This is a genomic window from Paenibacillus pinisoli (assembly GCF_003605435.1).
Classification (GTDB): domain Bacteria; phylum Bacillota; class Bacilli; order Paenibacillales; family Paenibacillaceae; genus Pristimantibacillus; species Pristimantibacillus pinisoli.
Window position 1 is genome coordinate 925,230 of sequence record NZ_QXQB01000002.1, and the last position, 20,802, is coordinate 946,031.

General features: G+C 57.0%; 15 protein-coding genes. 2 read left to right on the top strand and 13 right to left on the bottom strand.

The window, feature by feature from the left end; all coding sequences use genetic code 11:
• Window positions 1–245 precede the first annotated feature (245 nt).
• From D3P09_RS28315 to D3P09_RS11540, 11 genes are all read right to left on the bottom strand, one after another.
• On the bottom strand, window positions 246–2,357 hold the full coding sequence (locus D3P09_RS28315) for a collagen-like domain-containing protein (RefSeq protein WP_481354045.1): 2,112 nt from the start codon (window positions 2,355–2,357) through the stop codon (window positions 246–248).
• Between the two features lie 377 nt (window positions 2,358–2,734).
• The gene (map, locus tag D3P09_RS11495; RefSeq protein ID WP_120109893.1) at window positions 2,735–3,487 is read right to left on the bottom strand and encodes a type I methionyl aminopeptidase; all 753 of its coding nucleotides are present in this window, start codon (window positions 3,485–3,487) and stop codon (window positions 2,735–2,737) included.
• A gap of 135 nt (window positions 3,488–3,622) precedes the next feature.
• Window positions 3,623–4,657, bottom strand: a complete 1,035-nt coding sequence (locus D3P09_RS11500) for an NAD(P)/FAD-dependent oxidoreductase (RefSeq protein ID WP_120109894.1) — start codon at window positions 4,655–4,657, stop codon at window positions 3,623–3,625.
• 171 nt (window positions 4,658–4,828) lie between these two features.
• On the bottom strand, window positions 4,829–5,017 hold the full coding sequence (locus D3P09_RS11505; protein WP_119597648.1) for a hypothetical protein: 189 nt from the start codon (window positions 5,015–5,017) through the stop codon (window positions 4,829–4,831).
• Between the two features lie 177 nt (window positions 5,018–5,194).
• On the bottom strand, window positions 5,195–5,395 hold the full coding sequence (locus tag D3P09_RS11510; protein WP_120109896.1) for a hypothetical protein: 201 nt from the start codon (window positions 5,393–5,395) through the stop codon (window positions 5,195–5,197).
• Between the two features lie 171 nt (window positions 5,396–5,566).
• Window positions 5,567–6,004: a PaaI family thioesterase gene (locus tag D3P09_RS11515; RefSeq protein WP_120109898.1), complete on the bottom strand. Its 438-nt coding sequence runs from the start codon at window positions 6,002–6,004 to the stop codon at window positions 5,567–5,569.
• Window positions 6,001–8,082, bottom strand: coding sequence for a long-chain-fatty-acid--CoA ligase (locus tag D3P09_RS11520; protein WP_120109900.1), 2,082 nt, complete (start codon window positions 8,080–8,082; stop codon window positions 6,001–6,003). Before D3P09_RS11520 ends, D3P09_RS11515 begins: the two co-directional genes overlap by 4 nt.
• A gap of 15 nt (window positions 8,083–8,097) precedes the next feature.
• Window positions 8,098–9,906, bottom strand: a complete 1,809-nt coding sequence (locus tag D3P09_RS11525; RefSeq protein ID WP_120109902.1) for an acyl-CoA dehydrogenase family protein — start codon at window positions 9,904–9,906, stop codon at window positions 8,098–8,100.
• Window positions 9,907–9,965: 59 nt separating this feature from the next.
• Window positions 9,966–11,183 (bottom strand): acetyl-CoA C-acyltransferase, encoded by a 1,218-nt coding sequence (locus D3P09_RS11530; protein ID WP_120109904.1) that lies wholly within the window; start codon window positions 11,181–11,183, stop codon window positions 9,966–9,968.
• A gap of 13 nt (window positions 11,184–11,196) precedes the next feature.
• Complete coding sequence (locus D3P09_RS11535) at window positions 11,197–13,647, bottom strand: 3-hydroxyacyl-CoA dehydrogenase/enoyl-CoA hydratase family protein (protein ID WP_120109906.1); 2,451 nt, start codon at window positions 13,645–13,647, stop codon at window positions 11,197–11,199.
• 61 nt (window positions 13,648–13,708) lie between these two features.
• Entirely contained in the window at window positions 13,709–15,910 is a 2,202-nt protein-coding gene (locus D3P09_RS11540; protein ID WP_120110781.1) for a (Fe-S)-binding protein, read from the bottom strand.
• A gap of 377 nt (window positions 15,911–16,287) precedes the next feature.
• On the opposite strand from D3P09_RS11540, the gene D3P09_RS11545 reads away from it, so the two are divergent.
• Entirely contained in the window at window positions 16,288–17,091 is an 804-nt protein-coding gene (locus D3P09_RS11545) for an electron transfer flavoprotein subunit beta/FixA family protein (RefSeq protein WP_120109908.1), read from the top strand.
• Window positions 17,092–17,299: 208 nt separating this feature from the next.
• Window positions 17,300–18,301: an electron transfer flavoprotein subunit alpha/FixB family protein gene (locus tag D3P09_RS11550; protein WP_120109910.1), complete on the top strand. Its 1,002-nt coding sequence runs from the start codon at window positions 17,300–17,302 to the stop codon at window positions 18,299–18,301.
• Window positions 18,302–19,029: 728 nt separating this feature from the next.
• Here D3P09_RS11550 and D3P09_RS11555 read toward each other — a convergent pair.
• Window positions 19,030–20,034 (bottom strand): class I SAM-dependent methyltransferase, encoded by a 1,005-nt coding sequence (locus tag D3P09_RS11555; RefSeq protein ID WP_120109912.1) that lies wholly within the window; start codon window positions 20,032–20,034, stop codon window positions 19,030–19,032.
• Window positions 19,973–20,800 carry a polysaccharide deacetylase family protein gene (locus D3P09_RS11560; RefSeq protein WP_243644137.1) on the bottom strand — a complete coding sequence of 276 codons (828 nt, stop codon included), beginning with the start codon at window positions 20,798–20,800 and terminating at the stop codon, window positions 19,973–19,975. Before D3P09_RS11560 ends, D3P09_RS11555 begins: the two co-directional genes overlap by 62 nt.
• Window positions 20,801–20,802 lie beyond the last annotated feature (2 nt).

A 20,802-nucleotide genomic window follows, 5' to 3' on the forward strand; every position in this document is an offset into this window, starting at 1 on the left:
TGTTCCTCTTGCGGGTTGTTTTTTGATGTTTTCCATTCCGCCAGCCTTCATTTCTCTTGTGCTGATTTTAAGTGCATATGATACAAATATTGTAGAGCAAAGACATGAGATTATCTGCTTCTAAAGGCATAGTCCCAGGCGCAACGGTACGGTAAATTTGAGAAACTATAATACTATAGGTTCAAACTCACAAAACAAAAGCTCGCCAATATCGCGCGAGCTTCGTGTTTACTCTATTTGTACGTTTAGAGAAAGACCGATTGATGAATGGACCAAACAATGCCAGGCAATATGCTTCCGATATCAATCGGGATCGTGAAACCGTCATCGACGTAGAACAATCCTAATTGCTCGCCGCCGTTAAGCTGCAAGTCTCCTGCCAAAGTAACCGTGCCGGATCTAAGCACAGACCGTCCTGTAAAGTCAGCGAAGGCAAGATCGACTATAGGGATCGCTCCCGTAATAACTTCCTCACCGGTCGATAAATTTCGTACGGAGAAATAAGGATTAACATCGGGTCCTATTGACGTAGTCGGAACTTCAGTCAGATTATAGCTTATCGTAGCGGAAACAGAGAACACACCAGGCCTTGGTACGAAATAAGTTCCGGATACAGGATCTAATTGACCAAAAAAATTATAATAGGGCGGTACTGTCGACCAATTGCCAATCTGCGTAGTAGCGGCGACTGTTGTTGTTGTAACTGCAGAGAAACCATTCGGCTCATCTGGCTTAACATCGAAGAACACTGTTGTCATGGTCGGATCTTCTTGAACATTTATATTTATATTCCCTACAGGTTCCAGACGCAAAATATCACCGAATGTAATAACCCCAGTTCCTCCTGGCGACTCAACCGTAAACAGCGGTTCACCGACATCAAAAGTGCCAGTTGGGCCGGTTGCGCCTGTTGCTCCGTCTGCTCCCGTCGGACCGGTTGCACCTGTTGCTCCTAACGCTCCGTCTGCTCCCGTCGGGCCGGTTGCGCCTGTCGCTCCGTCTGCTCCTGTCGGACCGGTTGCACCTGTTGCTCCTAACGCTCCGTCTGCTCCCGTCGGACCGGTTGCACCTGTTGCTCCTATCGCTCCGTCTGCTCCCGTCGGCCCCGTTGCGCCTGTCGCTCCGTCTGCTCCCGTCGGGCCGGTTGCACCTGTTGCGCCTGTCGCTCCGTCTGCTCCCGTCGGCCCCGTTGCGCCTGTCGCTCCGTCTGCTCCCGTCGAGCCGGTTGCTCCTATCGCTCCGTCAGCTCCCGTCGGGCCGGTTGCACCTATCGCTCCGTCAGCTCCCGTCGGGCCGGTTGCGCCCGTCGCTCCGTCTGCTCCCGTCGGACCGGTTGCACCTATCGCTCCGTCAGCTCCCGTCGAGCCAGTTACGCCGGTTGCGCCTGTGGTTCCGTCCGCTCCCGTCGGACCCGTTGCACCAGGATCCCCTGCCGCTCCTGGCAGACCTGTAGCTCCCGTGGGACCTGTTGCGCCAGGATCCCCTGTCGGGCCGGTTACACCAGGATCCCCTGTCGCTCCTGGCAGACCTATAGCTCCCGTCGGACCTGTTGCGCCTAGATCCCCTGTCGCGCCTGGCAGACCTGTAGCTCCCGTCGGACCTGTTGCGCCAGGATCCCCTGTCGCGCCTGGCAGACCTGTAGCTCCCGTCGGACCTGTTGCGCCAGGATCCCCTGTCGCCCCTATTAGACCTGTCGCTCCCGTGGGACCTGTTGCGCCAGGATCCCCTGTCGGGCCGGTTACACCAGGATCCCCTGTCGCTCCTGGCAGACCTGTAGCTCCCGTCGGACCTGTTGCGCCAGGATCCCCTGTCGCCCCTGTTAGACCTGTCGCTCCCGTGGGACCGGTTGCACCAGGGTCCCCTGTTGCCCCTGGTAGACCTGTCGCTCCCGTCGGACCTATTGCGCCAGGGTCCCCTGTTGCCCCTGGTAGACCTGTCGCTCCCGTCGGACCTGTTGCGCCAGGATCCCCTGTCGCGCCTGGCAGACCTATAGCTCCCGTCGGACCGGTTGCACCAGGATCCCCTGTAGCTCCCGTCGGACCTGTTGCACCTGGATTCCCTGTCGCTCCTGGCAGACCTATAGCTCCCGTCGGACCTGTTGCACCAGGATCCCCTGTCGCCCCTATTAGACCTGTCGCTCCCGTCGGACCCGTTGCACCAGGATCCCCTGTCGCCCCTATTAGACCTGTCGCTCCCGTCGGACCTGTTGCACCTGGATCCCCTGTCGCTCCTGACAGGCCTGCTTCACCTAATCTACCGCGTTTGCCTCGCTTGCCACGCTCCCCTTCTTCTCCTTTTTTCCCCCGTGGCCCGCGTGGCCCTTCAGGACCCGTTGGCCCTGGCGGGCCAATTATCACCTTATGTTTTTTCAACTTTTTCAAAACTTCTCGTTTTTTCTTTTCATAAGAATTCATGTTTTCACCTCAATTCATCCTTTTTTTTAGTATATAAACGACATCATAATATGGATTATGCTTATACCCAGCTATAATTAATAATGGCAATCAAATGATAGTAATTTCAATAAGATGAAACGAAATAAACATCTCCATGTGTACCCCCAGTCTGCTATGACACGAGGACAACCCAGAAGATGTTATATAGACATGCTAAAGTTGGCTGCAAGAGAATATGAACAGCTCGATTGCCCTACAACTCCTTAAAATAGAAATAACCAGCCATCGCCCCGATGACTGGTTACTTATTTCCCTCATATCTTCGATCCCAAAAACAATTAGTCCCAGCGAGTAAGTATAATCGGGCCATCCTTCGTGATGGCGATGGTATGCTCGAACTGCGCCGACCATGAGCCATCCATTGTGCGGGCCGTCCATCCGTCGCGGGCAATATAGACATCGGCCCTGCCGGAAGTGATGATCGGCTCCACCGTAAGCACCATGCCTTCCTCCAGCCTGACGCCTTGGCCGGGAGGTCCGTAATGCTCCACATTGGGATACTCATGCATCTGGCGTCCGATTCCGTGGCCGACGAACATCCGCACCACATTGTAGCCTTCCCGCTCCGCCCGCATCTGTACGGCATGGCCGATATCCCCGATATAATTGCCGGGCTGCGCCAGCCTGATACCCTCTTGCATCGATTGCTTCGCCACGCGCAGCAGCTTCTCAGTCGCGGCGGTCGACTTTCCGATAATATACGTCCAGGCGGAGTCCGCCTTCCATCCGTTCACGTCCGCCACCATATCAATCGTCACAATATCGCCGGATTCCAGCGGCTCCGTATCAGGGAAACCATGGCAGACCACATCGTTGACAGAAGCGCAAGTGGCATAAGGATAGCCTTTATACCCCTTCTGCGCAGGCGTGGCGCCGCGGTCCAGCATGAACCGTTCAACAAACCGGTCAATCTCCCTTGTTGTCACCCCTGGAGCAAGCCGCTGGGACAATGCCTTATGGCATGCCGCAACGATGCGCCCCGCCCTGCGAATCCCCCTGATATGTTCGCGGGTCTTCAATTCCACCGCCATGTGCGTACCTCCTTCTTAGTCTCGTGGATAACAGAAATTGGGAGTATATGCTATACCCTATTCCACGAACCAAGAACTCATGCAAGGCAATAATGGCGAATTACGCGAAAGTTTTCTGAGCTTGAAGGAAGCAGCCTATCCATTCACCTCAAGAAGCTTGTTTTTCTCCTTGAACCTGTCATTGTGGGAGGATACATAAGCGTAAGGATTCGCTTCCGGATCCAGATAGACCTTGGCGCTATTCAAAGCAACAATGGCATCAGTAAACGTCCCCGCGATCAACCCGACCTTGCTGTCATGGCCGACAAAGTCTCCAGCGCCGAATACCCCGGCTATATTGGTCTCCATCTTGGGACTGACATTCGCCTTCCATTCGCCCATATCGAAGCCCCACTCGCGGATCGGCCCAAAGTCCGATCTCATCCCATGATTGACAATGACAGCGTCGACATCAAGCCGTATTTCTTCTTCCGTCTCGATATGCTTTATGGACACCTGGCCAATCATCTTGCCGTCTAGACTGTGCAAGGCATGGAGTGCATACGGCGTACGGACATCGACCGAGGATTCCTTCATCATTGTGACATTGCGCTCCAGTCCTCCGAAGCTGTCCCGGCGATGAACAACCGTGACACTGGCTGCCACCTTCTCCAGCTCATTAGCCCAATCCACTGCCGAATCCCCGCCGCCTGAGATCAGGACGCGCTTGCCGCGGAAGGTCTCCAAATTCTGAACCGTGTAGTAAAGGTTCGTCACCTCGTAACGATCGGCTCCTTCAATCTCAAGCTTCGCCAGCTTGCGGATGCCATAGCCGCAAGCCATGATCACAGCGCGCGTATGATGAAGCTGACCGCTGGCTGCTGTCAGGATGAACGTTCCGTCTTCCTGCCGATCCAGACCAACAATCTGCTCACCCATTACCAGCGTTGGCTCGAAGGTCATGCCCTGCTCGATTATCTGCTTCAGCAGCTTCTCAGCGCGAATCGGCGGCACGCCGCCTACATCCCATACAATCTTCTCCGGATACAGCAGCATCCGGCCGCCCAGTTGATCCTGAGCCTCGATAATTTTGGTCTTCAGCTCTCTCATGCCGCTGTAAAAAGCCGTATATAATCCGGCGGGGCCTCCGCCGATAATCGTGATATCGTATAACTCCAGCTGATTGCTCATGTCTTCCTCCCCGTCGCGCCTATCCACCTGCGCATCTCTGTGCGGTAATGATAATCATTATCTATACTATACCTCAATTGAAATCAATTCTCAATTAAACCAGAAATTTTTTTCGGCAAACAAAAAGGCCTTGCTCCCCAATACGGGAAGCAAAGCCTCTAAAAGTTAAACTCATCCGACCGAAGAGTTCATTCTGCCAAGTTCGTCCTCCACCAAAGATGTTAGCTCATCCTCATACCCGCCTGTGATGCGGTATTTGCGAATATAATCCTTCACAAACTTCCGCGGGTCCTTAGGCTGGAAAATTCTCGTTAGTTCTTTCAGGCTTTCCTTGACTTCATTCTGGCTATGTTTCGCCATGAAATCTCCTCCCTTATACGATGGATGGTCGTCCTAAACAGCAATATCCGAGAACGTATGCGGCTCTTACACCGCAAGAACCCCCTTCGGTGCAGGCATCTCCATGGCCAATGAGTCACAATGTTTTCATTTTTCTTACTATTATATCATTTTGGCTCCGAATAGGAAAGTGAACAATTATGTTCCCTTTGTTGATTCTCCTTCGGATTTGGATTGTTGATCGCCGGAAAGTCCGTCAGAAGGCGGGGAATCTCCGCTTGATTGGACATTCGCTGCCAATTTTTCCTTGCGCAGCATTCGCAAATAAGCTATAACGCCAACAACGCCCACCGCGATGCCGAACACTAATAACAACGTTGTAATCCAACTCGGCTCCATTCCCCGCCCTCCTTTCCCATATCCTTATTATCGGTCAAATATTAGGATCACTTGATATACAAACTGCACAAGATCGTTTCCATTTATTTGCTACAATTATAGCGAATTCAAAAATAACTGGCAACCAATGGCACTTTCCTTTGGTTACTTCCATTTCCATCGTAACACCCTTTAAATGAGCCGGTACGATCCGCTTCCCCAGGCAAGCAGCTTCCCTTCCTCATCTTTTACTTCCGCCTGCAGCGTCAGTGTCCTTCCGGTCCGATGCAATAATTCCGCTTCACACAGCAGCAAACCGCTGGAGGTACTGGCGAGGAAATGCGTGTTCATATTCGCCGTAACGGTCCGTCCCGTAGTCTCCGCCAGCATGACCACCAGTCCCATCGCATTATCCATCAGCGACATCAAGACTCCGCCGTGAACGATGCCAAGCAGATTCAAGTGGGAGGGGACGAGATCCAGACAGATCGCCGCTTTTTTGCCGTCCGCCTTCACGACCTCGCAGCCAAGCAGCCCCCAGAACGTCTCCTGGGCACGTTCGGCGAGCCGGGTCAGCTGTCCCGCATCATCTGCTTGCTGGCGGAACCAATTCTCTTCCTTTTCCTTCATTCCTTATCGTCCCCCAAAGCGTCTGCCGATTCCACATCTTCCTCTGCGAGCTTGCGTCTGAGCACCTTGCCGACCATTGTTTTTGGAAGCGTTTCCCTAAATGCATAATACTGTGGCACCTTAAAGGCCGCCAGCCGCTCGCGGCACCAGCGGTCGAGCTGTCCGCGAGATACTTGCCAGCCCTCCTTGAGCACAATATAAGCCTTCACCGTCTCCCCTCTATAACCATCCTTGACGCCAATTACCGCAGCTTCCCTCACGGCCGGATGCTCGAACAGCACTTCCTCCACTTCTCTCGGGTAGATATTGAATCCGCTCGCGATAATCACGTCTTTGATCCGATCCATGATTGTAAAATATCCATCTTCATCCATAGTGGCGAGATCGCCTGTTCGCAGCCAGCCATTGTGGAGCGCGTCTTCTGTCTCCTTAGGCCGATTCCAGTAGCCCTTCATCACTTGCGGCCCTCGGATAATCAATTCGCCAAGCTGCCCCGGCGGAAGCAGCTTGCCGGAGACAGGATCCATAACAGCGGCGTCCGTATCGGGGAACGGTATGCCGATCGTTCCGATCTTCCGGTTGCCCCATATTGGATTGGCGTGTGTTACCGGCGTGGCTTCCGTCAGACCGTAGCCTTCGATCAACCGTCCGCCGCTAAGCGCTTCGAATTGCTCCTGCACTTCCAGCGGCAGCGCGGCAGAGCCGCTTATGCAGACGTTGACCGATGACAAATCGAATTTCGAAGCATGGGGATGATTAATAAGGGCAACATACATGGTAGGCGCCCCGGGAAATATGGTCGGCTCCCGATCGGAGATCGTCTTCAATACCGTCTCCGTCTCGAATCTCGGCAGCAGAATCAGCGTCCCTGCCTTTAGCACTGCCATATTCATCACAACGGTCAGGCCAAATACATGAAACAGCGGCAGCGCGGCAAGAAATTTCTCCTTGCCGTCCTCAGCCTTATAGCACCACGCTGAAGTCTGCAGCGTATTCGCCACGAAGTTCGCATGCGTCAGCATGACGCCTTTGGGCGTCCCGGTCGTGCCTCCCGTATATTGCAGGGCCGCCAGCTCGTCGCCTTTGCCGGGCTCCGGCAAACTCACGTTAGGCGCCGTTCCCTTCAGCAAGCTGCGATACGCGATTACGCCCCTCTTCCCGTATGGAATAATAGAGCGGAAGCCTTCCTTCCGCTGCTTGATGGGATACAGCAGGTTTTTGGGGAAGGGCAACCCGTCCTTTAGGGAAGTGACAATAATATGCTGGAGCTTCGGCACAGGTCCTTCCTCCGTTATCTCTCCGCGCACGCGTGCCACACGGTCGTAGAAGAGGTCCAGCGTAATGATTGCAGAAGCTCCGCTATCCTTCAGCTGATGCTCCAATTCCCGCTCCACATATAACGGATTCGTCTGCACAACTACTGCCCCGGCGAATAAAACCGCATAATATGCGATGACAGCCTGAGGGCAATTGGGCAGCATGATCGCAATGCGGTCTCCCTTTGCGATTCCGCGGACCGCCAGTTCCTTGGCCAATCGGGTTGCGGATGCTTGAAGCTCGCGGTACGATACTGACTTGCCCATAAAATAGACCGCTTCATGAGCAGGAAACCGCCTCGCCGCATCCGTCAGAAACTGCGCAATGCTGCACTCCGGATACGTGAGCGACGCAGGAACCTCCTTGGGATAATGATTCAGCCACGGGCGAACGAGAGGCTGTTCCGCATCCTCCTCTTGCTCGTCATTGTCCGAATCAGAATCCGGCAATTCAAGGTCCGCCGCTCCCTCGGAGCGATCAGCCTCCTCCGTCTGTGCCTCTTCATCAGGTTGTTCCACATGGAGGGATTCACTCTGAATGGTCTCGGACTCCCCCTCATCTTCTTCAATCGGCGCTGCGTTCTGCTCCGGTTCCTCCAAGTCTGTTACATGATCCTCCGCTGGCCGTACAGATTCTGATTCGGCGGCGGAGGCGGCCTGCGGAATCTCCTCGGAGCGCGCATCCTCCTCGGCTCCGGCCACCTCCTCCTCAGCTGGCGATTGTGCGGGTACAAGCGGATCTTCAGGTCGATGCGATTCCATGCTGGCTCTCCCCCTCTACACGACATATTGCTCACTTCGAATCACTCTGGCCGCGATCTCCCTCTTGAGCGCGATCGTATTGGCGAGCGGCGCCCGCATCAGCTTCTTCAAGACGGACAGCTGCATCTGCAAGCCATCTCCGCTCTCTAGCGCAGCTAACGCAGCTTTGGCATGGGTTTCCACCTTCTCCATAGCATCCTGAATGAATACCTCGGCCATTGCCACCGCAAGCCTTGAATGCGCCGCGTCCTTGCTTCCGTTCCTGCCCAGCATCTTCTGCGCCCGCAGCAAGACGCTCTCCATCGCGAATGTCTGTATCATCAGGTCGGCTAATACGCATAGCACCTCCTGCTCTTGTTCAAGCTGAAGCCCAAGCTTCTGGACGGCCAGCCCGCCGATGGCGAGGAACGTTTTCTTTGCTTGGCCTACCCGGTAGGCTTCCTTCTCCAGCGGCCCATCGAATGCCGGCAGCGGCATCGGCTGCAGCAGCTCGCTCTGCAGCGCCTGTGCCCTCTGCAGCAGAGGCAGCTCGCCCTTCATCGCCTTCTTAAGCAGCGTGCCTGGTATGAGCATCCGATTGATTTCATTCGTTCCCTCGAATATCCGGTTAATCCTTGAATCGCGATAGATCCGCTCTACCTTGTATTCCCGAATATATCCGTACCCTCCGTGAATTTGCACCCCCTCGTCAACGACGGCATCCAGAGCCTCCGAAGCAAATACCTTCACCATTGAGCATTCAATCGCATATTCGCTTATCGCTTTGGCCGCCCTTCTGCCAGCATCGGCTGCTGACGACTCGCCCTCTTCCACGGCCTCCTCTTCGGAGAGCCTAAGCGTATCGTCTATAAATCCGGCCGTACGGTAGAGCAGGCTCTCCAGAGCGAACGTGCGAATATTCATATCCGCGAGCTTCGCGGCAATCAGGGGGAAGCTCGATATGGCCTGCCCGAATTGCTTGCGCATGTTGGCATAGCTGGAAGCAAGCTCGATCGTCTCCTTGGACGAGCCGAGGCATGCAGCTCCCAGCTTGAAGCGTCCGATATTCAAAATATTGAAAGCAATATGATGTCCCTTTCCAACCTCCCCCAGCACCTGAGAGCTTGGAACGGCGACATCCTCAAAGAAGAGCGGGCAGGTTGATGATCCCTTAATGCCCATCTTATGCTCCTCAGGACCGACACTGAACCCCGGCGTTTCCCGTTCGACAATAAAAGCGGTGAACTTATCTCCATCAACCTTCGCGTAGACGATAAAAATATCTGCAAATCCGGCATTTGTAATATACAGCTTGGAGCCGTTCAGAATATAATGCTTCCCGTCATCCGACAGCTTCGCCGTCGTCCGTGCGCCAAGCGCATCAGACCCGGACGCCGGCTCGGTGAGGCAATAAGCTGCAATCTTTGCTCCCGTAGCAAGATCCGGCAAGTACTTGCTTTTCTGCTCAGGCGTGCCGAAGAATACAATCGGCAGCGTCCCGATGCCCGTATGGGCGCCAACCGACAGAGCAAAGGAGGAAGAACGCGCCAGCGTCTCCGCCAGCAAGGTCGTGCTGACCTTATCAAGCCCGATACCACCGTAAGCCTCTGGAATGTCCGCGCCAAGCAGTCCAAGCTCTCCCGCCTTTCGCATTAGCTCTACCGTCAATTCATAATTCAGAGCCTCAATCTCCGCGTCCTTCGGAACAAGCTCCGTCTCCAGGAATTGCAAGGCGGCGTCTTGCATCAACCGCTGTTCTTCCGTGAAATCCTCGGGCGTCACGACCGCTTCCGGCTTGCTGTCCTCAATAATGAACCGTCCGCCGAATCGTCTCGTATCCGTCATGCCAATGCCCTCCCTATAGCTTGCAATGTAAATTACGCTCTTGGTCCAACCCGAAGTCTCTACTGTCCTGCGTACACTTCCAGCACTCCGGCCGCTCCCATGCCGCCGCCGATGCACATCGTCACGACACCGATGCCTCCGCCGCGTCTCCCCAGCTCATGAATGAGCGATACCGACAGCTTTGTTCCCGTACAGCCAAGCGGATGACCCAGCGCAATAGCGCCGCCGTTCACATTGACGCGCTCCGGATCAAGCTCCAGCTCGCGAATAATGGGCACGCACTGGGCAGCGAACGCCTCATTCAGCTCGAACAGGTCGACGTCTTCCTTCGATATACCCGCTTTCCGGAGTGCCTTCGGAACAGCCTCTATTGGACCGATGCCCATAATCTCCGGCGCTACTCCCGCCACACTGAAGCTGCGGAATACGGCGAGCGGCTTCAGACCGAGCTCCTCTGCGCGGCTGCGGCTCATGACAATGACAGCAGCCGCCCCGTCGCTCATCTGCGAGGCATTGCCTGCCGTCACCGTCCCTTCTCTTGCAAAAGAAGGCTTAAGCCCAGACAGCGTCTGTACGGTCGTCTCCGGCCTCACCCCTTCGTCGATCGCGAAGGTGAACGTCCTTTGCCAAGGACGGCCGTTATCATCCGTGCCGGAGCGGCTGGCTGTAATCGGCACAATCTCCGCCTGGAACAGTCCTGCGGCGATCGCCGTAGCCGCCTTCTGATGGCTGGAAGCGGCGAAGGCGTCCTGCAGCTCCCTAGATACGCCATATCGGCGGGCTACCTCCTCCGCTGTATGCCCCATGCCCATGTACGCTTCCGGCATCGTGTCTACAATGCCGGGATGCGGCGACAGCCGGAAGCCGGTCATCGGCACATGGCTCATGCTCTCGACTCCTCCGGCAATGATTGCATCGGCTTCGCCCAGCCTGATCCTCTCTGCCGCATAAGCAATCGATTGCAGACCCGATGCGCAGAACCGGTTCACCGTGACAGCCGGCGTCGTCACCGGCAAGCCAGCGTACAGCGAGATAACCCGAGCCACATTAAGCCCTTGCTCGCCTTCCGGCATGGCGCAGCCCATGATAACATCCTCGACCTCTTCCTTCGGAAGCTCCGGCACCCGCTCCAGCGCGCCCTGAATGACGGCTCTGCCCAGATCTTCCGCTCTAGTCTCCGCAAGACTCCCCTTTGCCGCTTTGCCTACTGCCGTCCGGACCGCCGACACGATTACGGCATCCCGCTCATGCGGCACAAATCTCTCCTGCCTGCTCATCGCACTCCCCCTCTCAATTGCGAAGCGGCTTGCCCGTGGCAAGCATATGGCTCATGCGTTCCTGCGTCTTGCGCTCGCCGCACAAGCTAAGGAACGCCTCACATTCCAAATCCAGCAAGTATTGCTCGCTCACTTCTGATCCAGGCTTCACATCTCCGCCGGCAAGCACATGGGCCAGCTTGCCTCCAATCCAAGCGTCATGCTCGCTGATCATGCCGGACAAACGCATCGATTGGACCGCAAGCTTCAGAACCGCCTTGCCCTCCTTGCCCGCAACGGCGATCCGCTCCTCCAGCGGCGGCGCATAGCCAGCCCGGTCAAGCTCCAGCACTGCCCGCTTCGCCTCCGATATCCGCGCGTCTTGCCTTGCAATGACGCGATCCTGAGAGCGCAGCAAGCCGAGCTTCTTCGCTTCGTGGCCGCTTGCCGACGCCTTCGCCATGGCAATCGTCTCAAACAACGCATTCAGCGGCTGTTGAATATCCGCGCTTCCCCTGCCGCCTCCCGATGCGGCTGCCGCTCTCTGGGCGGCCAGCGCCGCCGCTTCCTTGCAGCCCCCGCCTGCAGGAATAAGGCCAACGCCCGTCTCGACCAGCCCGAAATATGTCTCCGGCGAGAGAATGATCTGATCCGCCGGTAAGCAAGCCTCGACACCGCCGCCCAGCGTCATCCGGTGCGGCGCGGCTACGACTGGCCGATCCAGCCTCTTCAGCCGCAGCATGCTGTCCTGGAAGAAGCGAATGATCTCCTCCACCTCATCCCACTCGCCGTTCTGCGCTTCCATCAGCAGCAGGACGAGATTGGCTCCGACGCAGAAATTCCGGCCTTCATTGGCCAGCACAAGCCCTCTCCAGTTGCGGGACACTTCCTGCACCGACTGCCGGATCGCCGTCAGCACCTCGCCTCCAATCGCATTGTTCTGCGAATGAAATTCCAGACAGGCCACCTCGTCGCCAAGATCGATCAAGCTGGCTCCCTGCGTGGAGAATACGGTACGGCCCGCAGACTTCAGTGCTGCCAAGGAGATCACATCGGCCTCTTCCTTCTCCGCTGTGAAGCCGCCCGGCGCCGCATGGAACCGTTTCTGGCCGGATACGCGATAGAAGCTGGAATGCCCTTCGGCCAGCCATTCCTCGACCCAGGCCGGAATTGACTCGCCTTCTTGCTTCATCCGCGCGACCGACTCTTCCAGGCCAATGGCATCCCATAGCTCGAAGGGGCCAAGCTCCCAATTAAAGCCCCAGCGCATAGCCCGGTCTATCTCTGTGATGGAATCCGCAATAATGCCTACTTGAGCAGCCGTATACAGCAGCGTCTTCTTCAGCGTCGACCATGCGAACCGGGCATGCTTGTGATTGGGATCGGAGGCCAGCAGAGCCCGAGCCTTGGCAGCCGCCCCCTTCGCCGCCTTAGCCGCATCGATGACTGGCGAGGACACCCTCCGCTGCTCGCCGTACTCCAGGGTATCCAGTCGCAGCGATTCAATCCGGCTGCGGCCGTCCTCACCCTTCAGCTTGCGATAGAAGCCCTCACCGGACTTCTCGCCAAGCCTGCCGAGCGATACGAGTCTCGCCAGCAGCTCCGGTCTCTCGAAGGTCGCCCGCTCCCCTTCATCGGCGCTCCGCTCCCGCACGTTGTCCACCACATGCAAGAGCGTATCAAGCCCGACCAGATCCAGCATGCGGAAGGTCGCTGTCTTCGGTCTGCCGATCGCAGGTCCCGTTAGCGCATCGGCTTCCTCCACCGTCAGTCCGAACGCTTCCGTATCGGCCAGCGTTATCATCATGCCGTAGGAGCCGATTCGATTGGCGATGAAGTTCGGCGTGTCCTTCGCCAGCACGACGCCTTTGCCCAGCCGTTTCTCGCACAGCTCCGTCAGCAGTGCGACCGTCTCCGGGTCGGTGTCGTCCGTCGGCACCACCTCGACCAGCTTCATATACCGCGGCGGGTTGAAGAAATGGGTTGCGGCAAAGTGCCTCCGGAATTCCAGACTCCGGCCCTCCGCCATCGCCGCAACCGACAAGCCTGACGTATTCGTGCTGACCAGCGTTCCCGGCCGTCTCGCCGATTCAATGGAGGCAAGCACCTCCTGCTTAATGTCCAGCCGCTCCACGACCGCTTCTACAATCCAGTCGACATCACCCAGACTCATCAGATGGTCAGTGAGATTGCCCGGCGTTACCCTCTTCACCCATGAGCTGTCATACAGCTGGGCTGGCTGCGCCTTCGCCATTCTGGCTGCCGCGGCGGCAGACAACCGATTGCGCACAGAAGCGTCAGATAGCGACAGCCCCTTCTTCTCCTCGTCTTCGGTCAGCTTCCTCGGCACAACGTCAAGCAACAAGACGTTCATGCCCGCGTTCGCCAAGTGCGCGGCAATTCCCGCTCCCATCACGCCAGAGCCGATGACAGCCGCATTGCGAATGGAACCCGAATTTTTCGTACGGGTCTGTTGGTTCGTCATCGTATCGCCTCACCTCGCTTGTTAACAGAATTTTAGAATCAAGCCATCGGATCTGCTCCTGTCATTCCCCGAATACGCTGTCGGCAAGAAGCTCCGCCACATCGCGCGCGATGACGCTCTCACCTTCTTGCAGCGACTTCAGCCCATCCTCCATCATCGTCAGACAGTACGGACAAGCCGAGCTGATTACAGAAGGCTTCACAGCGAGCGCTTGCGCGGTTCGCGCGTAGTTGACCCGCGTGCCCGCATGCTCCTCCATCCACATCAAGCCGCCGCCCGCACCGCAGCACATGCCGTTTTTGCCCGACCGCTCCATCTCTTCGATGAACAGGCCGGGAATAGCTTTTAATATAGCTCTGGGCGCTTCATACGTATCGTTGTATCTGCCCAGATAGCAAGAATCATGCACCGTCACACGTTCCTCCACATCGAACTTTGGCGTTAGCCTGCCCTTCGACAGAAGCTCCGCCAGCAATTGGGTATGGTGCGTCACTTTCACATCCATCGTCAGCCCGAAGTCCGGGTACTCATTTTTGAACGTGTTGTAAGTATGCGGGCAGGCGGTGACAATATGCTTGACGCCGTACTTCGCAAGCGCCGCGATATTGTCCCGGCACAGCTCCTGGAACAGAAGCTCGTTGCCGATGCGGCGAGCCGTGTCGCCCGAGCTGCGCTCCTCCTGCCCCAGCGTCGCGAAGTCCACGCCGGCTGATGCCATCAGGCGGACCAAGTCGAACAACACGCGCCTGCTGCGCGTATCATATGAGCCCATGGAGCCCGCCCACAGCAGAACCTCCGGCAGCCGGCCCTGCGACTTGCGCTCGCTCATTGTATCGACGCGGATACCCGTCTTCCGCTCGCATTCCTCGATCCAGGCCGCCCGCTCCGCACGCGGCAGCCCCCATGGATTGCTCTGGCGCTCAATGTTCTGCAGGGCGCGCTGCCCATCGGACGGCATGCTTCCCTCCATTAGCACCAGATATCTTCGCATGTCGATAATTTTGTCCACATGCTCGTTGCCCACTGGACACTGGTCCTCGCAGTTGCGGCATGTCGTGCAGGACCATAGCTCATCCGCGGTGATGACATCCCCGATCAGCTCAAGCCCGGCCGGATCAGCCCCTTCCCGCTTGGCCCATGCTGCGCCTTGCACCGCCATCGCAGGACCGATATCGGTGCGGTACTGCGATTCCTCGCCTTCTCCTGCAGCCGCCTCCCAGGCCGGTATGACCGCGCCCATCACATAAGCTCCGCCGCTCTCTCCTTTGCCTGACCATAATCCGGCAGGAAGCCATGGCGACTTGGAGGTAAGAGCAGCCCCTTTCTCCGTCAAATGGTCTCTCAGCTTCACGATAAGATGCATAGGCGAAAGAAGCTTCCCCGTACTGGCTGCTGGACACACATTCGTGCATCGTCCGCATTCGACGCAGGCATACAGGTCCAGCAGCTGCTTGCGGTTGAAATCCTCGATCTTTCCGGCACCGAACGACTCTGCTTCCTCATTCTCCAGATCAAGCGGCGTTAGCCGGCCCGGCGGCTCGTTCCTTCTGAACCACAGATTGACCGGAGCGGTAAGCAAATGAAAGTGCTTCGATTGCGGCACATAGACCAGAAAAGCAAGCAGCACCAACAAGTGAAGCCACCAGAATAGCTCGAACCCGGCTATAGCCAGCGGGCTTTGCTTTTGGACGCCCAGCAGCATAAGGAGCTGCGACACCGGCTCGCTGATCGGCGCAAAGGAAGCCGCAACCGCTTCCCCTGATCCTGCAGCCAGCCGCTCGAAGGAAAGCGACAGCAATACGGTGAGCATAAGCGACCCTATGAACCACATGACAAGCGACGGCTTCCAGCCTCGCTTCAGCCGAGGCAGCTTCTCGCCGTAGCGGCGGTACGCGCCGTATAGCACAGCGAGGAACACCATCGCAACCGTGATCTCCTGCACCAGGGAGAAAGCGCCGTAATACGGCAGCGGCAGCGGCTTGCCGCCATTCAGTCCTTTCCAGATCAAATCAATCGCTCCGAATTGAAGCATGATGAAGCCGTAGAAATAGACGAGATGCATGACGCCGCTGCGAACATCGTTCAGCAGTCTGCGATGGCCGAGCACCTCGCCCGCAATGCCTTTCCGTCTGACGGGCTTATGCCGTTCGAACGCTGCCGGCGCTCCAAGCCGCATATACCCGATGCGTCTGAGCACAACAGCGGCGAACATCCATAATGCGCTCCCTGTCAGCGCCGCGAACAATATCCACCTCCCCCACATAATGACGTCTGGATAGCCTGCCAGTAGAAGCGCAGCATGATCGGCCGTAAGCTGCGCAGCCAGCTTGTGCGTCCCGCCTGCGCCAGCAACCGGCGTCTGCCAAATCCCTGTCATTCGCACAGCCCTCCCCGTCTCCCGTATTGCCCCAGCCTCGCTGGCTGCGGCCATCCTCCGGATTGGTCGGACAAGCATATAAAGCGCTTTCAAAAATGGCCGCGGTGCTCCAAGTATATGAACGCCAACCGATGAACATGCTTCGGGAGCAGTGATTGAACGGCGGTCTATTCCCCCCTTTCCCGTCATAAGGTAGCACTGATGGACAATACGTATTGGAATACTGCAGGGCAATACTTTTGAACGACAGGGAGGGAAGCTTCATGCCTAAAGTTGTCGTCTTGCTTAAGCAAACCTTCGACACCGAGGAGAAAATAATCGTCACGCCCCTAGGCGTAGACGAACGTGAGGCCAAGTTCGTCATCAACCCCTATGACGAATATGCGCTGGAGGAAGCTATTCAGTTGAAAGAGAAGCTGGGCTGCGAGGTTATCGCTGTTACATGCGGAAGCGAGCGGTCGCAGGAGGCGCTGCGGACTGCGCTTGCCGTCGGCGCGGATGAAGCGATTCGGCTGGACAACGAGGGGCTGTCCGATGACAGCTATGAGATCGCCGAGGCGCTTGCCGCAGTCATCGCCCCCCTCTCTGCCGATCTGCTGCTCGCGGGTTTATTCGCCGTGGACAGCGGCTCAGGCAGCGTCGCGCTGCAGGTGGCCGAGCGTCTGGAGCTGCCCCATGCCTCCGCAGCGGTAAAGCTGACGCTGGGCACGGCCTCAGAGCTTGGTCTCGCTCATCCCGTGCAAGCTGCGCAATATGCACTGATCGAGCGCGATGCGGAAGGCGACACCGAGACGGTCGCCATCCCGCTTCCAGCGCTCATTACAGCCCAGCAAGGCTTGAACGAGCCTCGATATCCGTCGCTGCCCGGCATTATGAAGGCCAAGCGCAAGCCGCTGCGCACCGTCACGCTATCGGAGCTTGGGATCGGCAATGGCGCCGCCCGTACGCAGCGAACGTCGCTCTCTCCTCCACCGCCGCGAGCCCTCGGCAAGCGGATTGCCGGTACTCCCGAGGAGCAGGCGGCGGGATTGGCTGAGCTGCTCCGTACGGAAGCAAAGGTTCTGTGAGGGCTGCGAGGGCTGTGAGGGCTGTAAAGGCCGTGAGGGCTGTGGGGACTGTGAGGGCTGTAAAGGCCGTGAGGGCTGTAAGGACTGTGAGGGCTGTAAAGGCCGTGAGGGCTGTGGGGACTGTAAAGGCCGTGAGGGCTGTGGGTACTGAGAATGCTGTGAAGGGATGGTCTGATGCCTATCCCAGATTGGAAAGGAGCTGTATCGCATGTCCAGAACGATACTAGTCTATGCCGAGCGGCGCGACGGTTCGCTGCGCCGCGTCGCATTCGAGGCGCTCGGCGCAGCCAGGCGCCTCGCGGGCGACGGCGGCTCGGTGCACGCCGTCCTCGCCGGAGATGGCAGCGCGGCGGAGGACGCCGCCGCGCTCCAGGCCAGAGGGGCGGATGTCGTGCATATCGCCGACGATCCGTCCCTCAAGGATTACGCGCCCGAGGCGTATCTCGCCGTGCTGCGCGCAGCCATGGATGCGGTGGGGCCGGACGCGCTGCTGCTCGGCCATACCGCCGCGGGGCGCGAGCTCGCGCCCCGTGTGGCCGCTGCTTATGGCGCCGGCCACATCGCCGACGTCACCGCCATCGAGCCATCGCCGGATGGCGCAGACGTCGGCTTCATTCGCCCGCTCTACGCCGGCAAGGCGTTCGAGCGGCGCAGCTTCCTGCCGGGGCACCCGTGGGTCGTCACGGTGCGCCCGAACAATCTCCCGCCGGCGGAGCCTTTGGACGCCGGCGGAAGCGGCGGCAGCGTACAGGCGCTCCCGTACGCGCCGCCTCCGCTATGGACCGCCGTGCGCGGAGTGCTGCGCCGCGCCAGCGGACAGCTTGACCTCGCCGAAGCCGACGTCGTCGTATCGGGAGGCCGGGGCGTGCGCAGCGCGGCGGGCTTCGAGCCGCTGCATGCGCTAGCCGCCGCATTCGGCGGCGCGGTAGGCGCGTCCCGCGCCGCTTGCGATGCGGGCTATTGCGACTATGCCCTGCAGATTGGGCAGACCGGCAAAGTTGTGACGCCGCAGCTTTATATCGCCTGCGGCATCAGCGGAGCGATTCAGCATCTGGCGGGCATGAGCCAGTCCCGCACCATCGTCGCCATCAACAAAGACCCCGATGCGCCGATCTTCAGCATCGCGGATTACGGCATCGTAGGCGACCTGTTCGAGATTGTGCCGCTGCTCACCTCCGAGGTGCTTCGCACCAACCAGCATGCTGAGTAACTAAAAGATTTCCTTGCTTGCATAGCATACCCTAAGCAACTTTAAGAAGGAGCTTTTTCTGTCTGGTACACAGGTTAACCGAAAGAGACTCCTCAATTGATGAATGAACCAGCGAAATGAAAAGATGGCGGTGCCAGGATCTTATCCCTGCACCGCCATCTTTGGCTTTTCGTTTGTTTACAATTTACAAAGGGGCATGCCTAGTTATCTAACCCTTCCTTCTGGTCAGTCACTATTTCCGAACATTTAGCGGTGTGTAGCGTCGTTACATCATCTCAAATCGCAATTTCGTGCTTCTAACGATTCCGCACGGCGCTATTTCCGAATTTCAACGCTTCTGGCGCATTTAGCGGTGTGTAGCGGCGTTACATCATCTCAAATCGCAATTTCGTGCTTCTAACGGTGCCACACGGCGCTATTTCCCAATTTCAGCGCTTCTGGCGCATTTAGCGGTGTGTAGCGGCGTTATATCATCTCAAATCGCAATTTTGTGCTTCTAACGGTGTCACACGGCGCTATTTCCGAATTTCAGCGCTTCTGGCGCATTTAGCGGTGTGTAGCGTCGTTACATCATCTCAAATCGCAATTTTGTGCTTCTAACGGTGCCACACGGCGCTATTTCCCAATTTCAGCGCTTCTGGCGCATTTAGCGGTGTGTGACACTACTATTTCGACACTTGGAACCGCCCCTTCTTTGATTACTAGTTACTCTACAATGAGCCCCCCTCTTAACCCCGCTTCTCAGCCACTATCGCAAAATATACCGGCCATCGTCCCGCTATCATCCGATCCTCGTCCATATAATAGCGCATACTTTCGAATCCAGACTCTAGTAAGAGGCTCTCTACCTGCCGCCTTCTTAAATAGCGTCCCTGCGAAAGACCGGGATCAGGCTTAGTTCCCCATCCCGCACGCAGCTTCCGCAGCGCATAAGCCGCCATATCCCTGCTCCATATCCCCCGCCTGCGAACCAGATAATCGAACGGATAGCCAGGACCGTGCACAAGCAAATACAGCTTGCCTCCCGGCTCAAGCACACGGTACATTTCCGCGATAGATCTCTTAATATCCAGATAGTGCAGCGACGCCCGGCATATGACCAGATCAAAGCTCTCTTCCGGCCATGGCAGCCTGTGGACATCACCAATATGCGTCTCAATTCGCTGTCCGTCGGCCGCGCTGTCTACAGCATATGCCGTAGTCCCTGCGATGCTCGTATACACTCGCTCCCCATACGCCTCTATCTCCAGCAGCTCCCGCAATAGCTCAATCTGCCCGCTTGCCGCATCAATTCCGCATACTCGCTCCCGGCGTTCCGCCTTAAGCAGGGCCAATATCGTAGCGCCGCCGCCGCAGCATATATCCGCAATTCTGCGCCTGCCGTCAGCCTCCTCTATCAACAACTGGTCCAGCGGCTCCGTGCGGTACAATTGCCGCACATACTCATAACAGCTATAGGCCGCTGTCTTGTCGGCTAATCTTCCTTTTGCGGTTATCCAGCCCCGCTCCTTCAGCCTGTCAATCGCTGAACGGCTAATCATGCTCTTCTCAGGCAGCCGTATGCCTGATTCCCGGGCGAACAGATTCGCCATGCAAGCCAAAAGCTCCTCATCCCGAAATAATTCAGATGCGCTTTTATAAGCAAATTTGTCCCCCATCCGATCTATACGGTCAGCCATGACTGACCATGCCTTCCGCTTGATGCTCATAATGCTCAATCGACGTACACTCATATTCGGTTAGCATCCGCTCTATTTTTCGGCGAGTCCCGCCTAGTCCGTAGTATCTTCTGAAGCTGCTCGACCACGTAGACCGGAAGATGCGCGGCTGCTCCTTGTCCAAATCATAGGGATGAATATAGAACAAAAAATAATCATGCCGCTTCAGCCAAGATTTCACTCCGTAGCGGAACAATTCATAAGGATACAGCCGGTAGTACCCTCCGCCTCCCCACGGAATATGCAGGTTCCCGATCCTCTGCACAGGCAGCGGATATTCGATCAGCTTTCCTTTAATAGGAAAAGACATGCCGGCATTCGGATACTCGCCAAGCCCCCCTGAATCGCCTGCGAACGAATGGGGCATCAAGCTGGAATCATAATTGAAGCCCTCTTCCTCCAGCAGCTCCAGTCCCCACTCCGTCATGGAGAAGCAGGGCGCCCGGTAGCCCCGCACCTCGGAGCCGGTCAGCTGTTCCAGCAGCGTTTTGGAATGGCGGATATCCTCCTTGAACTCCAGGCGCGACTGCTTGTAGACCAGCCGGTGAGCATAGCCATGGGAGGCAATCTCATGCCCCCGCCGATGAATCTCCTTCACCAGGCCGGGCTTATGCTCCGCAATCCAGCCCAATACAAAAAACGTCCCCTTTGCATTCTTTTCGTCCAGCATATCAAGCAGCAGATGCGTTGGCTTCTCCAATCTGAACGGATAGCGCTTCCAATCGGCAAGTGACAACTCCGGGCTGCAAAACCAGTCTTCCAGATCTACCGTAAAAATCATGT